Here is a 14,567-nt window from a genome sequence, read left to right as displayed (position 1 = left end):
AACTATTAATAGTCGGGTTGACCGCCACTTCCATTCCAAACACAGTTTTGATTAATATCTCTACCAATTCTCATATATGCCCGATTCGATACATTTACTTCTGCTATAGCTTCATACCAAGACATGAGATTGGGCTCGACACAAAAATGAGCTTTAGGGGATTGTACTAGCGGGAAATCATTGGCAACGATATGGATAAATTCTCCATCTAACATATTGTCTAGGTGCTCAATTATTTCCTTGCCAAAATCAACGCCATTATAAACGTACTCGTTTACTGGAATGACATTTTCCAAAGCAAGTGCTGTAACTGTTCCGTCCAAAGTTGTTAACGCGTCTCCAATAGGATCATCAAAATAGAAATTAAACGCAATTGTAAAAATATTGCTAAATCCAGGGAGTAGATAATCAATCGACGAATCAAGATCTATGCTATAGTTGCTTAACAATTGCATATTGCTAAGCTCACCAGTATAAATATCTAACTCAGCGACAAATTCCGCTGATGGCATATTCATTGTCGCGTAAACGTTCAACCACCAACTATTTTCCGCTTTTACTCTCGCATAAACACTAAACTTGCTTAAATTTACTTGAATTTTATTATTTCCAAGTCCTGTCAGCTTAACCTCAATAGGCCCTGTAATACTAAAGCGAAGCCAACTATAATGCAGAAAGTTATCCTCGAAAAAGTCTTTAATTTCATTCTCAAGATCATGTCTGATATCACGTAAATCAGTGTATAACTGAATGATTTCTTGGTGAGATTTTCGAATATTTCCGTTTAGCACACTGTCAGAAACTTTCAAACTAGGGCTATAGCTCCCATTATCTGATAGATCTGCCGAATAATATGTGCCTGTTATATAAGCATCGTACTTGTTATTTAACTGAGCAACATCTGCCTTGCTTGAAAAGGCAGCAAAACATAAAACTATAGAAAATATATAACTTACTAACGTTTTCGAGTTTGTCATAACATCATCCTTGTTATTGGTTGTTTTACTCACCACAAAACTTAACAAACCACTCAACTTTGATGTATAAAAAATCCGCAAAACCCTTTGAACGAAATAAAATCCTATAAAAAAATTACATTCAGAATTAGTGACTGCAAGAAAAACAGCTTATTAACAATTAGCGCTACATTGTGGCAACATTAGCTTGTGCATCCAACCACCCCGCCACATACCCCTTAGCCTGACACAACAGTTTCCATATCTTGTCTTTACTCATTTCGCCAAGCGCCCAACCATCGTTTAGTGCGCTCTTTGGGTGAGCTTTAATAAATGCAGCAATCTCAGCATAAGAGCATTGATGCATGTAGTATTGTTTAAGGAGCCACACCAGAGAGTGGTCGCCAGCCCAGCGAGACACATTGAGGTTGGCAATCGCCGCATCCACTCGCATTGCGGTATCGATGTCTTGAGCCGTGAGTGAGGTGCCTCTTGGTAGTTTCACTTCGAGAGCACAACGGTATTCAGTACCGGTTTTATCACTCGCCCATCGCCCCCAAATACGTAACTTACCCTCAATCGACTCTTGCATCTATACCTCTCTATCGTGCTGACGGCGACGTTTTAAAGCCGCTATCAATTAGATGCTGATGCCAGCGCTCAAGCGTTTCTCGCATCAGCTTAAGTTGGTTTGGATGAATGTATGCCTGGTCTAATTTACTCTTGGCATGATTAAGAATGCGCTCCGAGGTAAAGTAATCCTCTCCCAGGTCCGCAAGCGAGCTTCTCATCATCTTTCGAATGTGGTGAGATGACCAATCGCCCTGGCTAATCTCTCTCACTCGACGACTGGCCACATCCGCGCAAATACAACCTTTACCATCGGCATTAGGAAACAGGTAGACGCTTAAATTCCCAACCCAGTTGTGGCGATACCAGTTAAGAACGTCAATGGCCAAGTCACTCAGTGGAAGCGTAAGCGCTTGAGACGTCTTCACATCCTCTGCCTGCAATCGCCAAAGCCCTTTATCCAAATCAAAATGAGCCCACTTGGCTTTCCTGGTTTCACCAATGCGTGTGCCAAACATCACCATCAGCGCTAACATGACAAAGGTTGCCGGCGGTGCGGTTGAATGCACTTGAAGCCAATCCGACAGATGATGTGGCAGCAGCTGCGTGCCAGCAGGCTTAACCGATGAAGCTGAAAAATCCCTAAACATCATGTCAGACAGCGGATTAATCGTGATGATGTTTAGCCGATACGCCCTAGCAAAGCTTGCTTTTAAATCTTTAAAGGCACGCTCAATGGTGCTTAGTGCATACCCTGACGACATCATTGGCATAAACAACAAGCCATCAATGTCCGCTTTAGTGATGCGCTTTACCTCGAGGTGACCAAGACGCCCAATTAAAGACGTAATCGTGTAACGCTTATTCGCCCGGGTTTTATCCGATAAGCTGATATCTTGCTGGTTACGCTCAAGCGCCCAGGTTAGCACCTGCCCAACGTTCATGTTGCTCGAACTCACATAAGCCCAGTGCGCAATGGCATTTTTAGCTGATGTTTCTGGCCAGCGGCCAACTTTGCGCCACACGCTATTAACCACCTGAAACCAACTACCGCCGGTTCGGGTAAAGCGAAACACCAACCGAGGGTAGCGACGGTCAACCACCTCGCGAGCACCTGCCTTTTGCAAGCGCCTAAGCTCAGCGTCGCTATAACTGGCAATATGACGTTTTATCATCCAGTAACCCAGTAGCTGGGGCGCTCATCTCCATGCTGCACCTCAAAGTCATACTGCTCACCAGAGATGCTATGAGATATCCACCGGTTTTCGCCAACGACTTTAGCCACAGCTTCATGAGGTGATGACTCTAATACCAGGTGTAAACGAAAGACCAGCAAACTTGGATGGGGACGACAATCACGCACAACGTATAACTTTTTCACTAACACACCTTATGGACAACTGATTAATGGAGTACTGCTAAGCGCCATTAGCTTTAATGGCAACTCTTCACCGTCCATGGCCAAGCGAGAGCTGGTATTGCTCGAGTAGATTTTTCGAGGAGCAACTGGCTCTCGACAAGCGTGACACTTTTCAGTTTGCAAAAAGCCATAAGGCGATATCTTTACGACATTGCCACACTCGCATTGAAACTCAATACGGTCACGCCGACTGGTATAACGCCCAAGCATTTTTGCTCCAGGCCTTTTACGCTTTAACTCGCAAATAAATTGCTCTGTTCGGTTAATCAAACTTGTCTTAGAACAACGCTGTGACATAACACCTAACCCCCATAAAAAGCTAACTAACCCAATGAATTAATTTGATTTTATTGTTGGTTAATTCTACCACAGACAATGAGATTTGAATAAGTTTTAAAGCAGTTATAAACTAGTTTTTTACTATAAAAATAACGAAGAGAAAGTCATGGAAGCTAACAAGCAAAAAGGCGGTCGCCCAAAGAAAAGTGAGCAGCAAAAACGCGCTCACAGAGTGATGCTATATTTTAATGATAAGGAGTTGTCGCAGGTCAAAGCGCTGGCCGGTGATGAAGCGCTTGCCTCCTGGATAAGACGCAAAGCTTTGGGTAAGTGAATGTTGAAAAAACCTCAATTGAACAGTACCTGCACAATTTGACAGCAATAACCACATAAAATATAGTGGCTTTTGTTAACGGTTTTGTTAACAAGTTGCGAACAAATGGATTTGGAAATGAAATATTTATTAATGTTGCTGTTCATTTCATGTTGTCAGTCCTCTAATACTAGCATCTCTAAGTGCCGACTACGTTCAAACGCATCAATACTATTAGACACTGATCTGTTTGCCGGAAAAGTAGTTAGGTTGTTACTTTGATTGCAGCAATTAATAATAATTGAAATAAGGAAATTAAATGAAATTCTCTCACTTTCTCGTGACAGTGTGCTCGATAGTATTATTATCTTTCAACTCAGCTAATGCAGCAGACAACCTAGACTGTATTCCAGTAGATATTTCTGGAGCAGGAGAACACGATCTTAAAGAGTCTCAGTCTTTTGAAAACTGCTACATATTCGATGATATCCCAGAAAATACCGATGTAAAAATCGCTATAGCTAGCGTAGATAATGTACGCAGCAAAGTAAGGCTCTGGGATATGAATAAACCTTCTGGTCAACGATATATAACTGATTACCATTCTAACTCCCAAGGTACGCTTGGAGTATTGGTAAATAGCTCTAATCGTAAGTTGGCATTTTCAATTTCACCATTAAACTATCTAAATGAAAACAAGCACATAAGAATTAGCCAGACTAAGCTAGATGATAGCATTATTGTGGTTATTCACCTCACTAATATTAAAGAAGAATCAGAACCAACTCCTCCGCCTGTAGGCGGGGGAGGCACGTGCAATAACGGAATTTGTCAGGATGAGAGGTCTCTCTTCGTTGCGCCGTTAGCTATGCAATGTACGAGTAACGAACAAAGTCCAGGTACCCCATCCAACTTCAACATAAACAGAAACATAAAATTTTTCGAACGCCTTAGTGAAGCCTTAAATACTATTGACAGCTCCTCAGTATCAAATGGGGCTGCAATTATAGGGTCTGCATTTTGTTCCGGGTGTGAGTTTGATTTGAAAAATAACCCGCAATATAATGCAGATGAAGCATTTGGAAATTGGTTTTTTGGAGCCGTAGCCGCTACTCTCGGTTTTTCTAAAGATGAAGCAGTTCGTTTAGCTGCGATGGCGCAGTCTTACCAAGACAACGGCTGGAGCTCTCAAATGATCTACAACTACTTAAATAGTTCAGGTGATAACTCTGGTGATCCAGAACTGGTTATACGTGGTTATGACTACAAAACGAACATCTACGACGCTGACCCTGATAATGAAACTAACTCAGACTCTTGCTCACCGCAAAGTTCTAATCCTAGCAACTCAGGCCTTGGTGGCGGTTACAGTGTTGGCGGAGGTTGGAACCTTGGAATTTGGATTGGTTTTGGTGGCTGCATTGGTGACTGCGAAATCCCTACAGGACGGGTAACCATAACGGACCTTGCTACAGACCCTCGATAACACCAAAGTCACGCTCTAAGCAATGACTAATTCTCACCCCCAAAAACGTAAAAGATAAAGAAATAGTGGAACAAATAAAATTTTGTATTGCCATCAATTTTGTATCCATACTTTTGTGCATTGCATCATGGCTTATAGACGCAAGTGCTTACCTTGGGGGTGAGCAAAAGCTGAGTCTGCTCATTCTCCTAACCTTCGTCATTTCTTTTTGTACTAGTTGCATAAGTCTTGTTTGGATTATTTTTTTAGGAATAGACAGGGCATTTTCATACATCGTCATGAAAAACTCTTCACCTGCCAATGAATTCATTGTAGTTAGTCTATACACAATTACCGTTATTCTATGTTGCCTATATTATTTTAGCCATTATTAGCTACCCTACACTTTCTAGAGTAAGTCCCTTTCTTTGGCGGTTTCAGTTAAGTGATAAGGCTTATTCCTCTATGCTTTAGATATAGTTCCTTTACTATGCTTTGACGGGTCCGATTCTAATTCAATAAACCGCTTATGATCCTCAAAGTTGTGCAAGTGTCCATGAACAATGTCTTTTAGAGGTAACGAAACGCTGTACTTGTTTAGAGTATAGTTTTCATCTTTTTCATGTTTCTCTTTATACAGTGTTACATATGGGGTAACCGGGATGAATTTAAGCGTTTCTTTACAACGATAACCGCTAACAAGCGGGATAATTTTGACATCGTTATAATCTGATGTAGGCACACCAAAGACATACCCAATGTAAACTTTTCTATCCGAGAGCGTAAATAATATAGGCAACCCAAATTCGTTTGAGTCATTAATAAGCTCTAAGAATTCCGGCGATTCTGAATCGTTAAGTAATGCCTTCACCTTAGCTTTTTTTCTATCCGAGGCTTTCTTTGGAATAAAAACCAAAGCAATGACACAGCTGAGCACTGCGACCTCAGCAAAGGTGCCTATCCAGCTTGGGATGGCAGCTGTTGGATACGCCTTTTCGAAAAGTGCGTCAAAAGGTCGCCAGCTAACGCAAAATGCCCATTCGGCGAACAAATGCGCACCTTTTCCAAACGGCAAATATAACAATGTACCTAGTAAAACTAGGCACATGCCGGTTAATGCACATAAGAAGAAGGATTGGTAGCCAGATAGCTTAGCTAAAGTGCGATAACCCGCCGGGTGAAAGAATAGAGCAAAGAAACCAACAACGCAGATAATTAGAATAATTAAAATGTAGGGACTTACCATGCCTTAAGAATCACTCGCCTTAGCCGGTTTCAGTCCAAACTCCTCTTCAATGGCTGCGAATTGTTTTTGAACCTCCTTGCTTTTCCAAAGAGACTTCTCATCAAAAACAATTTTGTTGTTTGTCACTTCCAGTATCTTAATTTCGTATTTATCAAGATTTACTTCACGGGTTCCAGCCGATAGAAGTTTCGATAGAAAGTTAGTCATACCGAATTCCTTTGTTGAATAACAACCCTACTTTGGAGTTGTTTATTATATAGACTTCTTTGCTGATAATGAGTTCATCCTACCGTAAACAAGTTCGCTTTTCCAACTCCCTGCTAGACAGTCGCGCAGCGACAAGCCCCGCAGGGTTGCTCACTACCAGTCTCCAACAACGGGCTAAAGGCCGTAGGCAAAAGAGACCATCAGCATCTAGTAGTTGCCCCCTAGCGTAAGCTAGGCAATGGGCAACCTTAACCCAAGCACCACGGCGGCCAGCTTGCTGGCCTGCAAGTGGGCTCATCATATTCACACACAGCGTGAACGATATAAGTAATTCTTTGAATTATTAATAGGCAGATAATATTGCACATTATTCTCAGCAAATAGCACCTTGTTCAAAACCCGCTTGCACATTCTTGTGTATAACTCACAACGCGCCCTGGTAAAGTGACGCAACTCATCTTAAAGCGTGCTGAATATGCTAAAAAACGGGCACAAAAAAGGCCGCAATTAGCGACCGTGCAGGGGTTATCGCCCAAGCCATGCTTGGGTATTGGTTAGTTTAATCGTTCGTTAGGTGGGCGCTCTACGCCGGTGAACGAGCGCAATGATGCCACTTCTTTGTTCACCATATCGGTAAAGGCGTCTTTGGATACGGTGCCAAGCTTATCGCCAAGGGTGGCCATCACTTGTTTAACGGCCACATGACGTTGCTCTTGTGCGGTTTTAACGCGCATTTGACGAGTAAGTTTCTTCTTATCGCGAAGGCTTGCGTTGCGCTCAAAGGCTTTGCGGCGCCAGCGAAGCTTGCCGTCTGCTTTTATCTGGCTAATGCTCATCTTGCCTACTTGCTCAGGCGTAAGCCCACTGTTAAGCCCTTGGCTTTTTAACAGCCCTAGCCGCTTATTACGCTGACGCTCGACGCGCTCAAAGGTAATGCCAAGCGCATCAAAAAAGACCGGTGTCACCTCGTAATACTTATCAACCCACACGCCGCTGTGCTTATCCCACACTTGCCAGGAACGGTCGGCTCTTATCCAACCCATCTCAACCATGTCTCTAAATGCACGACTGGCACGAGAGATTGAATACTTTGCTTGATACAAATCATCCTCAGCCACGCGCTCAGCTTCACCCTTTGAGAGTGTGGCCAAGCCGGCCATGTGAGCCGCGGTTGATAATGACAGCTCAACTTGGTGAGTGACCAGGTTAATGTGACGACAAAAAACAGTAGCCAGAGCCCGGATGGCTTTCTGGCGATCAGGGTAAAACGCTTTGCGGCGACCGTTCATCCACCGCGCATGATAGGCCGAATCGCTTTTCGTCATATCAACCAGCTGCGACTTGGTTACTAAGTCTTTAATGAATGCCGGTGGGTTTTTGTAATGGGTAGGCTCAACATACTTAGGAGCGCTATTCTTCACCTTAGTGCAGTGCTCTCCGCGAGTGCGCTGTGATTGAACAACTTCCTGAGCCAACATCATCACCTGCCCTACCTTGCTAAATGCGTATAGCCACGCGGCGCAGCTGCTTGCAACACCGAAGCGTTTAGGGTGATTTCAAAACGGCATTGCTCGCTAATGTCTTTAAGCGATGTCGCTGTGAATATGTAGTGGTGACGCTTTAACAAAATAAGTCCTTTTCTTATCCATTTACTTTCAGTGCAGGCAAAGGTTGCCAAACCTGAAATCGATGTGTAGCTCACACCGTTTACATCCGCTTCCACACTCAAGCCAATGAGGGTGAGTTTCATGACGCCGCTGTTGCATATTGCGGCTTTGGCCAGCTCTTCAAAGTGGCGACTCAAGCGAACTCCTTAATAACACCAGGTGGAAAAAAATGGGCGCCAACAACGCACGCCCGAGCCGTCCCTGGTAAGTGCTAACAAGCTTATGATGTGCACGGTTTTGATAACCCAGACCATGCAAACTGGAGCATGCACCGTTTCCCGACGACACAAAGCTGGTTAATAACGCCCCAAGGGTTACAAGTTGTTCCGCTTGAAGTACCCAACATCTCGTCTAATAACGGCATCCATAAGATCCAAAAAAGCTTTCGATGGCACACTGATAATATCGATCTCCATGCCATTATTAGCCCCTGCTTTAGTAGGTAACCAGTCAGCATTAAAAGGCCTAACTTGAAAAGTTTCGTGTGCTTGTTTGGCTTCAATGAGTTTCTGCTCTATTTTCTTTGCATCTTCTGCCATCTGAGGAGGAAGACGAAGCATTTCTCCATGAAGCGAATCAGCCAACGCAGTAAGCGCCCTCATTTCATGATTTACTTTTATTTCAAAGACACACTTGGCCATTACGCCACCTCGCGACGATTGTCTTTAAGCGTTCTGGCAAGCTCGGCTTTGCGAACTTCAATTGCGTTGCGCGCGCCAGTGGCGTTTAGCTCAAAGCCTTTCCAACAGTACTGGCCGTTCTTGAGTGTGATGGGTGATTTGCCGGCTCCGGCAAAACAGCGGGTCGATAGGGGGGAGCGGTTCATAGCAACACCTCCGCAGTGCTGCAAACCTTGTGTGTAATTCGTACATTTGTCATAATGACCTCCGGTAGAACCCCTAGAGTTGCCGCTCTATGATGGGGTTTTATTGTCGCTGGGGTGGCTTGCCGCCCCGGTTTTTAATTCTTTTTCGTGTATTGTCTAGTTTCTGATTCTTCGAGTATTTTCTTTATAGCTGGATAAAATTGAATCCCAAGCACACATACTGCATCAAATGCCATTGCGGCAGTCACAGGGCTTGAATCTGCCCCATACACCTCTTTTTTTAAATCATCTAGCCTGTCGGTGGCAAAGTGAAGGCAATAAAATGCTGCATCTTTAGGTAGCTTACGTTGACCTCGCTCTATAGAGGACAAGTTGCCTTGGTTATAGACGCCTATACGCTTCGCAAACTCTCCTTGCGTGAGCTTTTTACTTTTTCTTATCTCTTTTACTACCGACATAAACCACCTTTCAAACTCTTGAACGGGATAATTACATATGGAAATAATTATTTCAAATATATATTTTTAGAAAATCTGTAAAACATTGAATACGTAACAATCGATTGCGACTGAATATTTCGAGGAGTAATATAAACAGCTAAACAAGTTACAACTGAAACACATTGATGCAACAAGAGGTTTACTTATGGCGTGGTACGATGAAGCAACTCGTCTTATCGAGCTAAAGAAGCGAGATGAATCTCGGAAGATAACCCAAAAAGAAATCGCTGGTGCTTTAGGTGTTAGTCAAGGAGCTCTGAGCGCGAGACTATCTGGTAAGCAAAAAGCTGATGATGCATTTAAGGAAAAGCTGGCAAGCTGGCTTAACGTTAGCAGGCTTGCTCTAGAGCACGGAGGCGCCAAAAGCCCTATTTACTCAGTATCTGACGCCATAAATATATTTAACGGCGAAGAAGCAACGCCTATTGACAGAGCAACTATACCACCCGGCCTAAAAGGTATAGCGTTCGAGGTTACTACAGATAATTTAGGTGCAATGCTCGCTGATGGCGGTTGGATCTTAATTGATCCAAATGCTGAACTTGTAGACGGTAAGCCCGTTTTAGTTTCTGTTGACGGAGAGGCGCCCACTTTTATGTTTCTTAAGCTTCTCCCTGGGAAAGCAGCACTGTTCACGCAAGATAGGAATATCGATCCTATTTATGTAAATCTCGATGAGCTCACATTTATCGCACCGATGATACATGCAGGCTGGAAGGACTAACCTGTAAAGACCTGACTCAAACCCAATACCTTTCATAGTAAAATCTCTCTCACTTAATCCGCTATATGCGGATTTTTTGTATCGTTTGAAAAGCAATCTACTCATTTTTGTAAATAAATCTTTGGTTTTTGTCGCATTTCACTATTTTTAAATTTCTGTTTGAAATATTTATTTATTTTATTTATATTCCAAATAGAAATAATATTAGGTGTTAGAAATGAAAAAACTCAAAGACGCATTCACACTCGCCGTCGCCATCAGCGTCTACCTGCTGTGCATTTACGCCTTTGATGTGGTGTATGCCTAATAGCTTCAGGAGACGATATGACACAAACAACAGAACAAACAGTCGAGCTTGAGGCTCACTACCTCGACCTTGAAAGCTGGGTGTACGCTTTAGCAAAAGGGCATCCAGCCAGAACCGAGTACGAACAAATGAAACAACGCCTAGCAGACATCGATACAGCAGATAAAGAAGCAAAGACAGAGTATCCGTGCCCCTGTCGATTCAAGAAACTTGGAGAGTAACCGCATGAACCCACACACAATACTAGTACCAGGTGCAGAAACCGAAGAGCGCGTTAAGTTGCTTATCTCGCTAACCAATATTCGCAGCGACAAGGTCATTGATGCACTTATCGACCATCTAAGCCGTGGCCATGCCACCGCTCAAGCTGCTGCACTTAATCAAGTGGAGTTGCCTAACTTCTGTCGCGCCAAAGCTAGCTTAATCATAGCGAACGGCATCGTCGAAAAAATTAAAGAAATCGACTGGCCAGAGTTATCAGAAAACCGATAAGTGGTAAGGAGTCATTATGAATCAGGTTACTCAACGAGAAGTTAAGTTTGAAGTAATGCTTAGGCGCTACAAAGACACCTTTAAAACGGAAGTGTTGAAGCACTACACCACGCTAAACCGCCTAATAAATAAGAAAGACCCGCTTGACTATGACATGGTGGACATCATTGCCAAGCGTCAGCTAGCAGGAATAGTTAACGATGTTGAAGTCTATGAAGGCGACATTGTCCTTTCGGCTTGGATCGCACCAGACGAAACCTACCCGTCTCATGGCTGGGTAGGTTGGTGTCATCACCGACTGCAGTTTGTTGTGCATGACAACTTTGGCGAAAGTGATTCGCTCGGTGAGCATTGGTGTGACTGCACTGTCATCGGCAACATCTATGAAAATCCAGAGCTTTTAGAAGAAATAATACTAAAGCCGGCAAACTCTAAGGAGTCATTATGAGCAAGTCACAATTGCAGCCAGGTGCTATGTACGGCTTTTGGTATGACTTTAAGAGTGCTCGATGCAGAATATTTATAAATTTTCTAAGTCTGGGGCTTTCACAACAATTTCGAGATGACGCCATTAAAGACGGTCAAAACCCAAGCGAGATTTTTGTGATATGTGAAGAAGCGATGAGAGCACGGTCGCTTAATGGTGAAGGTAAATCATGAATACAGTCTTTCTACTGATGGCCGAATATGAAAAAGCCGTGCTGCCTCTGGATGAAATTTGCGAGTCCTATTTTGGCTGCACGCCAAAAGTAGCTGCACGAAAAGCTGCAAGTTGCGAGTTGCCTATTCCAGCATTTCGCCAGGGCAATACACAAAAAAGCAAATGGGCAGTACACGTTCACGACTTGGCTGCGTTCATCGACACCCAGCGTCAGGTGGCGTCGAGCAATTGGCAGCGGGTGAATGGCTAGAATGAAACAGCATCAAAAACAACAAAAGCTGCTCGAAGCAGCTTTTTGTATTAGGTCGGAACGGCGCCCGCAGTGCCAAATAACTTGGATCCACTGAACAGAACAGCATCTGTACCACGTTCGGCACGTCTAGGGTAACTGTGCCTTTACTCCAATGTCTAACCTTCTCTGGTTACCTCAGGTTGACAAATCGTCTTTAAACGACCTAGAGCCAAGACTAACGGAATCCGGCTATGGTGTCAAATAAGTAGGGCTGTTAAACTTCTCACCCAACAAGGACAAAATACTATCCTCTTTGAGGCATCATGCCAACCGATACCTTCACCGTCACCGGAAACAACAAGTACGACTATTGGCTGGTTAACGGCCGGCGAGACTGGGCTGTCATCCCATCCGGAACAATAACAGGATTCGATGAGGACCTTCCAATAAGACTTCAAGTAGGCCATGCCGGCTTTGGCCAAATTCACATCGAAAAGAGACATAGACATTGGCTTCGAAAGATAAACAAGTCACTGCAGGAAGTGTTAGCACTTAAGCTTGCGCAACCAGGGACAATTTACTCTACTGAAGAAGATCGAAAAATTAAAATAGCAATGAGATTATCACCAGATGCCTTGCTGATATTACGCTTGACTCCGCATCGATACGGCAACTTTTTAACCGTTGTTAGTCTATACATCAGAAACGGCAAACTGGACGGTGATATTTTAGGGCGTTATTGCTCATCGTTTAAGAACTAACAAAGTATATGCTTGAAAGGGCCGTAAAGACCCATTTCAAGGTAATAAAAGTTACGCTTTGCTTTTCTCAAAAGGCAGAACCTTAGCAGCAGCCTTTTTAGAACTACCTCCCGAAATAGCCCCTCTAAACTGTATTAAATTACCAGGATCATTTAAGTTGTTTTCAAAGTAGTTTTCTTCAAGTCCGCATAATGCCTCAAGGGTATTAGCCGAAAAACCAAGCTTGTCCAATAAATCCTGCTTGGAAATTCCTCCACTATCTACAAGCATCTGGATAGCTCTATTAAGTAGTCTAGGACGTTCGATTGGTATTTTATTATCATATGGCTCAAGCGTTCTCCATCCCTTCGCTGAAATTCGCTTAAACAAATTAGTTTTAACCCGCTCGTCAATAATATCCAGCTGGTGACAGCGCATTACCATTGCCGAGACAGAGACTTTCCAACGAGGCTTTAACGCTACAAGGCTCTCAAGGTTTGGATGTGACAACTCACGCGCAAAACTAGTAGCAGGCAGCAAAAATGCGCTAGCAAAATAATTTGCCTGTCGCTCTATTTCGGCAATATTTTTTTTATCAAGCTGTTCCACAAACCTGTGCATGACTACATGCCCAAGCTCGTGAGCAGCGTCAAATCGACTGCGAATACCATTTGCTTTGTCGTTTGCTAAAAAAACATACGGACGATTATCACGCGAGTTCCACCGTGAAACACCGTCCATTTTCGCATAGCCTATGTCTCCACGGCTGCAGATAATACCGTTATTCTCCATCGATAGAACCACGTTAGATACGGGTCCTTCACCGAGCCCCATCGCCATCCTTGTCGCCATCGCGAGTTCTTCAATATCTTCATCTTCTAGTAGATGATATGGGGTAGTTACTATAGGCAGATTTACTTGAGTCCAATCCAACCAATGCTGCAGTAAATCAGAAATCTCGAACATCCATTCGAGCTTCACTTTACTTACACCTTGTGCTGCTTTTGAAGTTGACGCCAAAGTTCTAAAAAACGATGGGGTATCACCATACTTTTCTATTGGCCGAAGAAACCAATGTGTAGGAACATTTACTGCACTGCTTAAGGTTTCTAGCTTCGCCGCCTCTGGCGACTGTTTGCCTGATTCCCAGTTCGTGATAGTCGCCGGAGACACGCCGACGATCGTTGCTAAAGCAACCTTAGTAATAGCTAACGATTCACGAACCTGAGTCAAACGTTCACCACAAAATTCGTTTACACCAGCTCTCATTGTTTAACCTTCATCTTTTCGCTTTTCTCGTTCAAGCATATCTGTTTTCAATGTTGGCCATGCACCATCATGAATATCATCATCGACATCGCTGGACTTGTCGTACATATTAATTAATAAACTCAGTGGAACAATCAGATGGTAATCCTCCCAATCAGAGAAAGGGACGCAAATGTTCATTGCCTCAGGTATCCCTTGATTAGAACTACTGGCTTCCGGGTGAACGGTAATCAAAACTAGGTGCAGCATTTCGTCGAGCTCAAGAGGAGCGTTGTCGAACATATCTATTGTACTACCTTCTAGGCTAGCATTTTTAGCGGCCATTCTACTACGGTGAAGTGCTTTTCTCACACGCCCACTGCCCGTTAGCTCTACATGACTAAGAGTAACGCGACCAAACTGTAGCTCTGTGTAAAATTCCCCTTTAGGCGTAGTATTTTTAATCGTCGAACTTGGATCCGGCGAAGAATCAGCAAAAGCATCGTCAATAAGATAACGGCGCATCTGAGCGCGCAGGCGAGGTTTAGGGATATGTTGAACAGAAGCATCCACGAATTCATCTACATTGCTGTACTTCAGTCGAACATTTTCATTTATATCGACAAACGTTTCCTTAGAAATTTGCGACATCACAAATGACAAAATCCTCTCCTGAAGCTCACTTAATTCAATCATCACTCACCCTATTGCAAA

Annotated in this window: 23 protein-coding genes; 9 read left to right on the top strand and 14 right to left on the bottom strand. The window is 43.4% G+C overall.

The annotated features are described in order from the left end of the window. Positions 1–5 precede the first annotated feature (5 nt). The 5 genes from CLC91_RS01585 to CLC91_RS01565 form a co-directional block, all read right to left on the bottom strand. Entirely contained in the window at positions 6–977 is a 972-nt protein-coding gene (locus tag CLC91_RS01585) for a hypothetical protein (RefSeq protein ID WP_095499876.1), read from the bottom strand. A 166-nt stretch (positions 978–1,143) separates the two neighbouring features. Then, a complete protein-coding gene (locus CLC91_RS01580) occupies positions 1,144–1,548 on the bottom strand; it encodes a hypothetical protein (RefSeq protein ID WP_095499875.1) in 405 nt (134 codons plus the stop codon). Positions 1,549–1,558: 10 nt separating this feature from the next. Next, on the bottom strand, positions 1,559–2,701 hold the full coding sequence (locus tag CLC91_RS01575) for a tyrosine-type recombinase/integrase (protein ID WP_095499874.1): 1,143 nt from the start codon (positions 2,699–2,701) through the stop codon (positions 1,559–1,561). Continuing rightward, the gene (locus tag CLC91_RS01570; RefSeq protein ID WP_095499873.1) at positions 2,698–2,907 is read right to left on the bottom strand and encodes a hypothetical protein; all 210 of its coding nucleotides are present in this window, start codon (positions 2,905–2,907) and stop codon (positions 2,698–2,700) included. The genes CLC91_RS01575 and CLC91_RS01570 overlap by 4 nt, the downstream gene beginning before the upstream one ends. 9 nt (positions 2,908–2,916) lie before the next feature. Then, positions 2,917–3,156 carry a hypothetical protein gene (locus tag CLC91_RS01565; RefSeq protein WP_143811997.1) on the bottom strand — a complete coding sequence of 80 codons (240 nt, stop codon included), beginning with the start codon at positions 3,154–3,156 and terminating at the stop codon, positions 2,917–2,919. 235 nt (positions 3,157–3,391) lie between these two features. Here CLC91_RS01565 and CLC91_RS14885 point away from each other — a divergent pair, with 235 nt between their 5' ends. Continuing rightward, positions 3,392–3,559 (top strand): hypothetical protein, encoded by a 168-nt coding sequence (locus tag CLC91_RS14885; protein WP_125828465.1) that lies wholly within the window; start codon positions 3,392–3,394, stop codon positions 3,557–3,559. Positions 3,560–3,857: 298 nt separating this feature from the next. Further along, the gene (locus CLC91_RS01560; RefSeq protein WP_095497194.1) at positions 3,858–5,024 is read left to right on the top strand and encodes a polymorphic toxin type 44 domain-containing protein; all 1,167 of its coding nucleotides are present in this window, start codon (positions 3,858–3,860) and stop codon (positions 5,022–5,024) included. A 442-nt stretch (positions 5,025–5,466) separates the two neighbouring features. On the opposite strand, the gene CLC91_RS01555 is transcribed toward CLC91_RS01560, so the two are convergent. From CLC91_RS01555 to CLC91_RS01525, 7 genes are all read right to left on the bottom strand, one after another. After that, positions 5,467–6,249 (bottom strand): hypothetical protein, encoded by a 783-nt coding sequence (locus tag CLC91_RS01555; protein WP_095497193.1) that lies wholly within the window; start codon positions 6,247–6,249, stop codon positions 5,467–5,469. Positions 6,250–6,252: 3 nt separating this feature from the next. Continuing rightward, positions 6,253–6,456 (bottom strand): hypothetical protein, encoded by a 204-nt coding sequence (locus tag CLC91_RS01550; RefSeq protein ID WP_095497192.1) that lies wholly within the window; start codon positions 6,454–6,456, stop codon positions 6,253–6,255. A gap of 554 nt (positions 6,457–7,010) precedes the next feature. Beyond that, a complete protein-coding gene (repA, locus tag CLC91_RS01545) occupies positions 7,011–7,937 on the bottom strand; it encodes a plasmid replication initiator RepA (RefSeq protein WP_095497191.1) in 927 nt (308 codons plus the stop codon). Between the two features lie 8 nt (positions 7,938–7,945). Beyond that, complete coding sequence (locus CLC91_RS01540) at positions 7,946–8,260, bottom strand: hypothetical protein (protein WP_095497190.1); 315 nt, start codon at positions 8,258–8,260, stop codon at positions 7,946–7,948. 177 nt (positions 8,261–8,437) lie between these two features. Further along, complete coding sequence (locus CLC91_RS01535; RefSeq protein ID WP_095497189.1) at positions 8,438–8,764, bottom strand: hypothetical protein; 327 nt, start codon at positions 8,762–8,764, stop codon at positions 8,438–8,440. Further along, the gene (locus CLC91_RS01530) at positions 8,764–8,949 is read right to left on the bottom strand and encodes a hypothetical protein (protein WP_095497188.1); all 186 of its coding nucleotides are present in this window, start codon (positions 8,947–8,949) and stop codon (positions 8,764–8,766) included. Before CLC91_RS01530 ends, CLC91_RS01535 begins: the two co-directional genes overlap by 1 nt. Before the next feature lie 134 nt (positions 8,950–9,083). Further along, on the bottom strand, positions 9,084–9,407 hold the full coding sequence (locus tag CLC91_RS01525) for a helix-turn-helix domain-containing protein (RefSeq protein ID WP_095497187.1): 324 nt from the start codon (positions 9,405–9,407) through the stop codon (positions 9,084–9,086). Between the two features lie 187 nt (positions 9,408–9,594). On the opposite strand from CLC91_RS01525, the gene CLC91_RS01520 reads away from it, so the two are divergent. The 7 genes from CLC91_RS01520 to CLC91_RS01490 all read left to right on the top strand — a co-directional run bounded on the left by CLC91_RS01520 (position 9,595) and on the right by CLC91_RS01490 (position 12,626). Beyond that, the gene (locus CLC91_RS01520; RefSeq protein WP_095497186.1) at positions 9,595–10,173 is read left to right on the top strand and encodes a LexA family protein; all 579 of its coding nucleotides are present in this window, start codon (positions 9,595–9,597) and stop codon (positions 10,171–10,173) included. 324 nt (positions 10,174–10,497) lie between these two features. Further along, a complete protein-coding gene (locus CLC91_RS01515; protein ID WP_095497185.1) occupies positions 10,498–10,701 on the top strand; it encodes a hypothetical protein in 204 nt (67 codons plus the stop codon). 4 nt (positions 10,702–10,705) lie between these two features. Next, a complete protein-coding gene (locus CLC91_RS01510; protein WP_095497184.1) occupies positions 10,706–10,972 on the top strand; it encodes a PapB/FocB family fimbrial expression transcriptional regulator in 267 nt (88 codons plus the stop codon). Positions 10,973–10,988: 16 nt separating this feature from the next. Further along, entirely contained in the window at positions 10,989–11,420 is a 432-nt protein-coding gene (locus CLC91_RS01505; RefSeq protein ID WP_095497183.1) for a YopX family protein, read from the top strand. Continuing rightward, entirely contained in the window at positions 11,417–11,632 is a 216-nt protein-coding gene (locus CLC91_RS01500) for a hypothetical protein (RefSeq protein ID WP_095497182.1), read from the top strand. Before CLC91_RS01505 ends, CLC91_RS01500 begins: the two co-directional genes overlap by 4 nt. After that, positions 11,629–11,883, top strand: a complete 255-nt coding sequence (locus CLC91_RS01495) for a pyocin activator PrtN family protein (RefSeq protein WP_095497181.1) — start codon at positions 11,629–11,631, stop codon at positions 11,881–11,883. Before CLC91_RS01500 ends, CLC91_RS01495 begins: the two co-directional genes overlap by 4 nt. A gap of 305 nt (positions 11,884–12,188) precedes the next feature. Then, positions 12,189–12,626: a hypothetical protein gene (locus tag CLC91_RS01490; RefSeq protein WP_095497180.1), complete on the top strand. Its 438-nt coding sequence runs from the start codon at positions 12,189–12,191 to the stop codon at positions 12,624–12,626. Between the two features lie 51 nt (positions 12,627–12,677). Here CLC91_RS01490 and CLC91_RS01485 read toward each other — a convergent pair whose 3' ends face one another. Together CLC91_RS01485 and CLC91_RS01480 are read right to left on the bottom strand one after the other, a co-directional pair. Continuing rightward, positions 12,678–13,874, bottom strand: a complete 1,197-nt coding sequence (locus CLC91_RS01485; protein ID WP_095497179.1) for a helix-turn-helix domain-containing protein — start codon at positions 13,872–13,874, stop codon at positions 12,678–12,680. Between the two features lie 3 nt (positions 13,875–13,877). Continuing rightward, positions 13,878–14,549: a hypothetical protein gene (locus tag CLC91_RS01480; protein WP_095497178.1), complete on the bottom strand. Its 672-nt coding sequence runs from the start codon at positions 14,547–14,549 to the stop codon at positions 13,878–13,880. Positions 14,550–14,567 lie beyond the last annotated feature (18 nt).

Origin of the sequence: Paraferrimonas haliotis, from assembly GCF_002282895.1 — a bacterium.
In the GTDB taxonomy this organism is placed as follows: Bacteria; Pseudomonadota; Gammaproteobacteria; order Enterobacterales; family Shewanellaceae; genus Paraferrimonas; species Paraferrimonas haliotis.
Note: the sequence above shows the minus strand (reverse complement) of the source record. Positions and strands in the feature narration are given on the sequence as shown.

What these genes read in the sequence shown, in the direction of transcription:
- CLC91_RS01565 (WP_143811997.1), bottom strand. Translation starts at nt 3,156, where the DNA reads ATGCTTGGGCGTTATACCAGTCGGCGTGACCGTATTGAGTTTCAATGC.
- CLC91_RS01520 (WP_095497186.1), top strand. Translation starts at nt 9,595, where the DNA reads ATGGCGTGGTACGATGAAGCAACTCGTCTTATCGAGCTAAAGAAGCGA.
- CLC91_RS01525 (WP_095497187.1), bottom strand. Translation starts at nt 9,407, where the DNA reads ATGTCGGTAGTAAAAGAGATAAGAAAAAGTAAAAAGCTCACGCAAGGA.
- CLC91_RS01550 (WP_095497192.1), bottom strand. Translation starts at nt 6,456, where the DNA reads ATGACTAACTTTCTATCGAAACTTCTATCGGCTGGAACCCGTGAAGTA.
- CLC91_RS01515 (WP_095497185.1), top strand. Translation starts at nt 10,498, where the DNA reads ATGACACAAACAACAGAACAAACAGTCGAGCTTGAGGCTCACTACCTC.
- CLC91_RS01530 (WP_095497188.1), bottom strand. Translation starts at nt 8,949, where the DNA reads ATGAACCGCTCCCCCCTATCGACCCGCTGTTTTGCCGGAGCCGGCAAA.
- CLC91_RS01580 (WP_095499875.1), bottom strand. Translation starts at nt 1,548, where the DNA reads ATGCAAGAGTCGATTGAGGGTAAGTTACGTATTTGGGGGCGATGGGCG.
- CLC91_RS01490 (WP_095497180.1), top strand. Translation starts at nt 12,189, where the DNA reads ATGCCAACCGATACCTTCACCGTCACCGGAAACAACAAGTACGACTAT.
- CLC91_RS01505 (WP_095497183.1), top strand. Translation starts at nt 10,989, where the DNA reads ATGAATCAGGTTACTCAACGAGAAGTTAAGTTTGAAGTAATGCTTAGG.
- CLC91_RS01495 (WP_095497181.1), top strand. Translation starts at nt 11,629, where the DNA reads ATGAATACAGTCTTTCTACTGATGGCCGAATATGAAAAAGCCGTGCTG.
- CLC91_RS01555 (WP_095497193.1), bottom strand. Translation starts at nt 6,249, where the DNA reads ATGGTAAGTCCCTACATTTTAATTATTCTAATTATCTGCGTTGTTGGT.
- CLC91_RS01585 (WP_095499876.1), bottom strand. Translation starts at nt 977, where the DNA reads ATGACAAACTCGAAAACGTTAGTAAGTTATATATTTTCTATAGTTTTA.
- CLC91_RS01500 (WP_095497182.1), top strand. Translation starts at nt 11,417, where the DNA reads ATGAGCAAGTCACAATTGCAGCCAGGTGCTATGTACGGCTTTTGGTAT.
- CLC91_RS01485 (WP_095497179.1), bottom strand. Translation starts at nt 13,874, where the DNA reads ATGAGAGCTGGTGTAAACGAATTTTGTGGTGAACGTTTGACTCAGGTT.
- CLC91_RS14885 (WP_125828465.1), top strand. Translation starts at nt 3,392, where the DNA reads ATGGAAGCTAACAAGCAAAAAGGCGGTCGCCCAAAGAAAAGTGAGCAG.
- CLC91_RS01535 (WP_095497189.1), bottom strand. Translation starts at nt 8,764, where the DNA reads ATGGCCAAGTGTGTCTTTGAAATAAAAGTAAATCATGAAATGAGGGCG.
- CLC91_RS01510 (WP_095497184.1), top strand. Translation starts at nt 10,706, where the DNA reads ATGAACCCACACACAATACTAGTACCAGGTGCAGAAACCGAAGAGCGC.
- CLC91_RS01560 (WP_095497194.1), top strand. Translation starts at nt 3,858, where the DNA reads ATGAAATTCTCTCACTTTCTCGTGACAGTGTGCTCGATAGTATTATTA.
- CLC91_RS01575 (WP_095499874.1), bottom strand. Translation starts at nt 2,701, where the DNA reads ATGATAAAACGTCATATTGCCAGTTATAGCGACGCTGAGCTTAGGCGC.
- repA (WP_095497191.1), bottom strand. Translation starts at nt 7,937, where the DNA reads ATGATGTTGGCTCAGGAAGTTGTTCAATCACAGCGCACTCGCGGAGAG.
- CLC91_RS01480 (WP_095497178.1), bottom strand. Translation starts at nt 14,549, where the DNA reads ATGATTGAATTAAGTGAGCTTCAGGAGAGGATTTTGTCATTTGTGATG.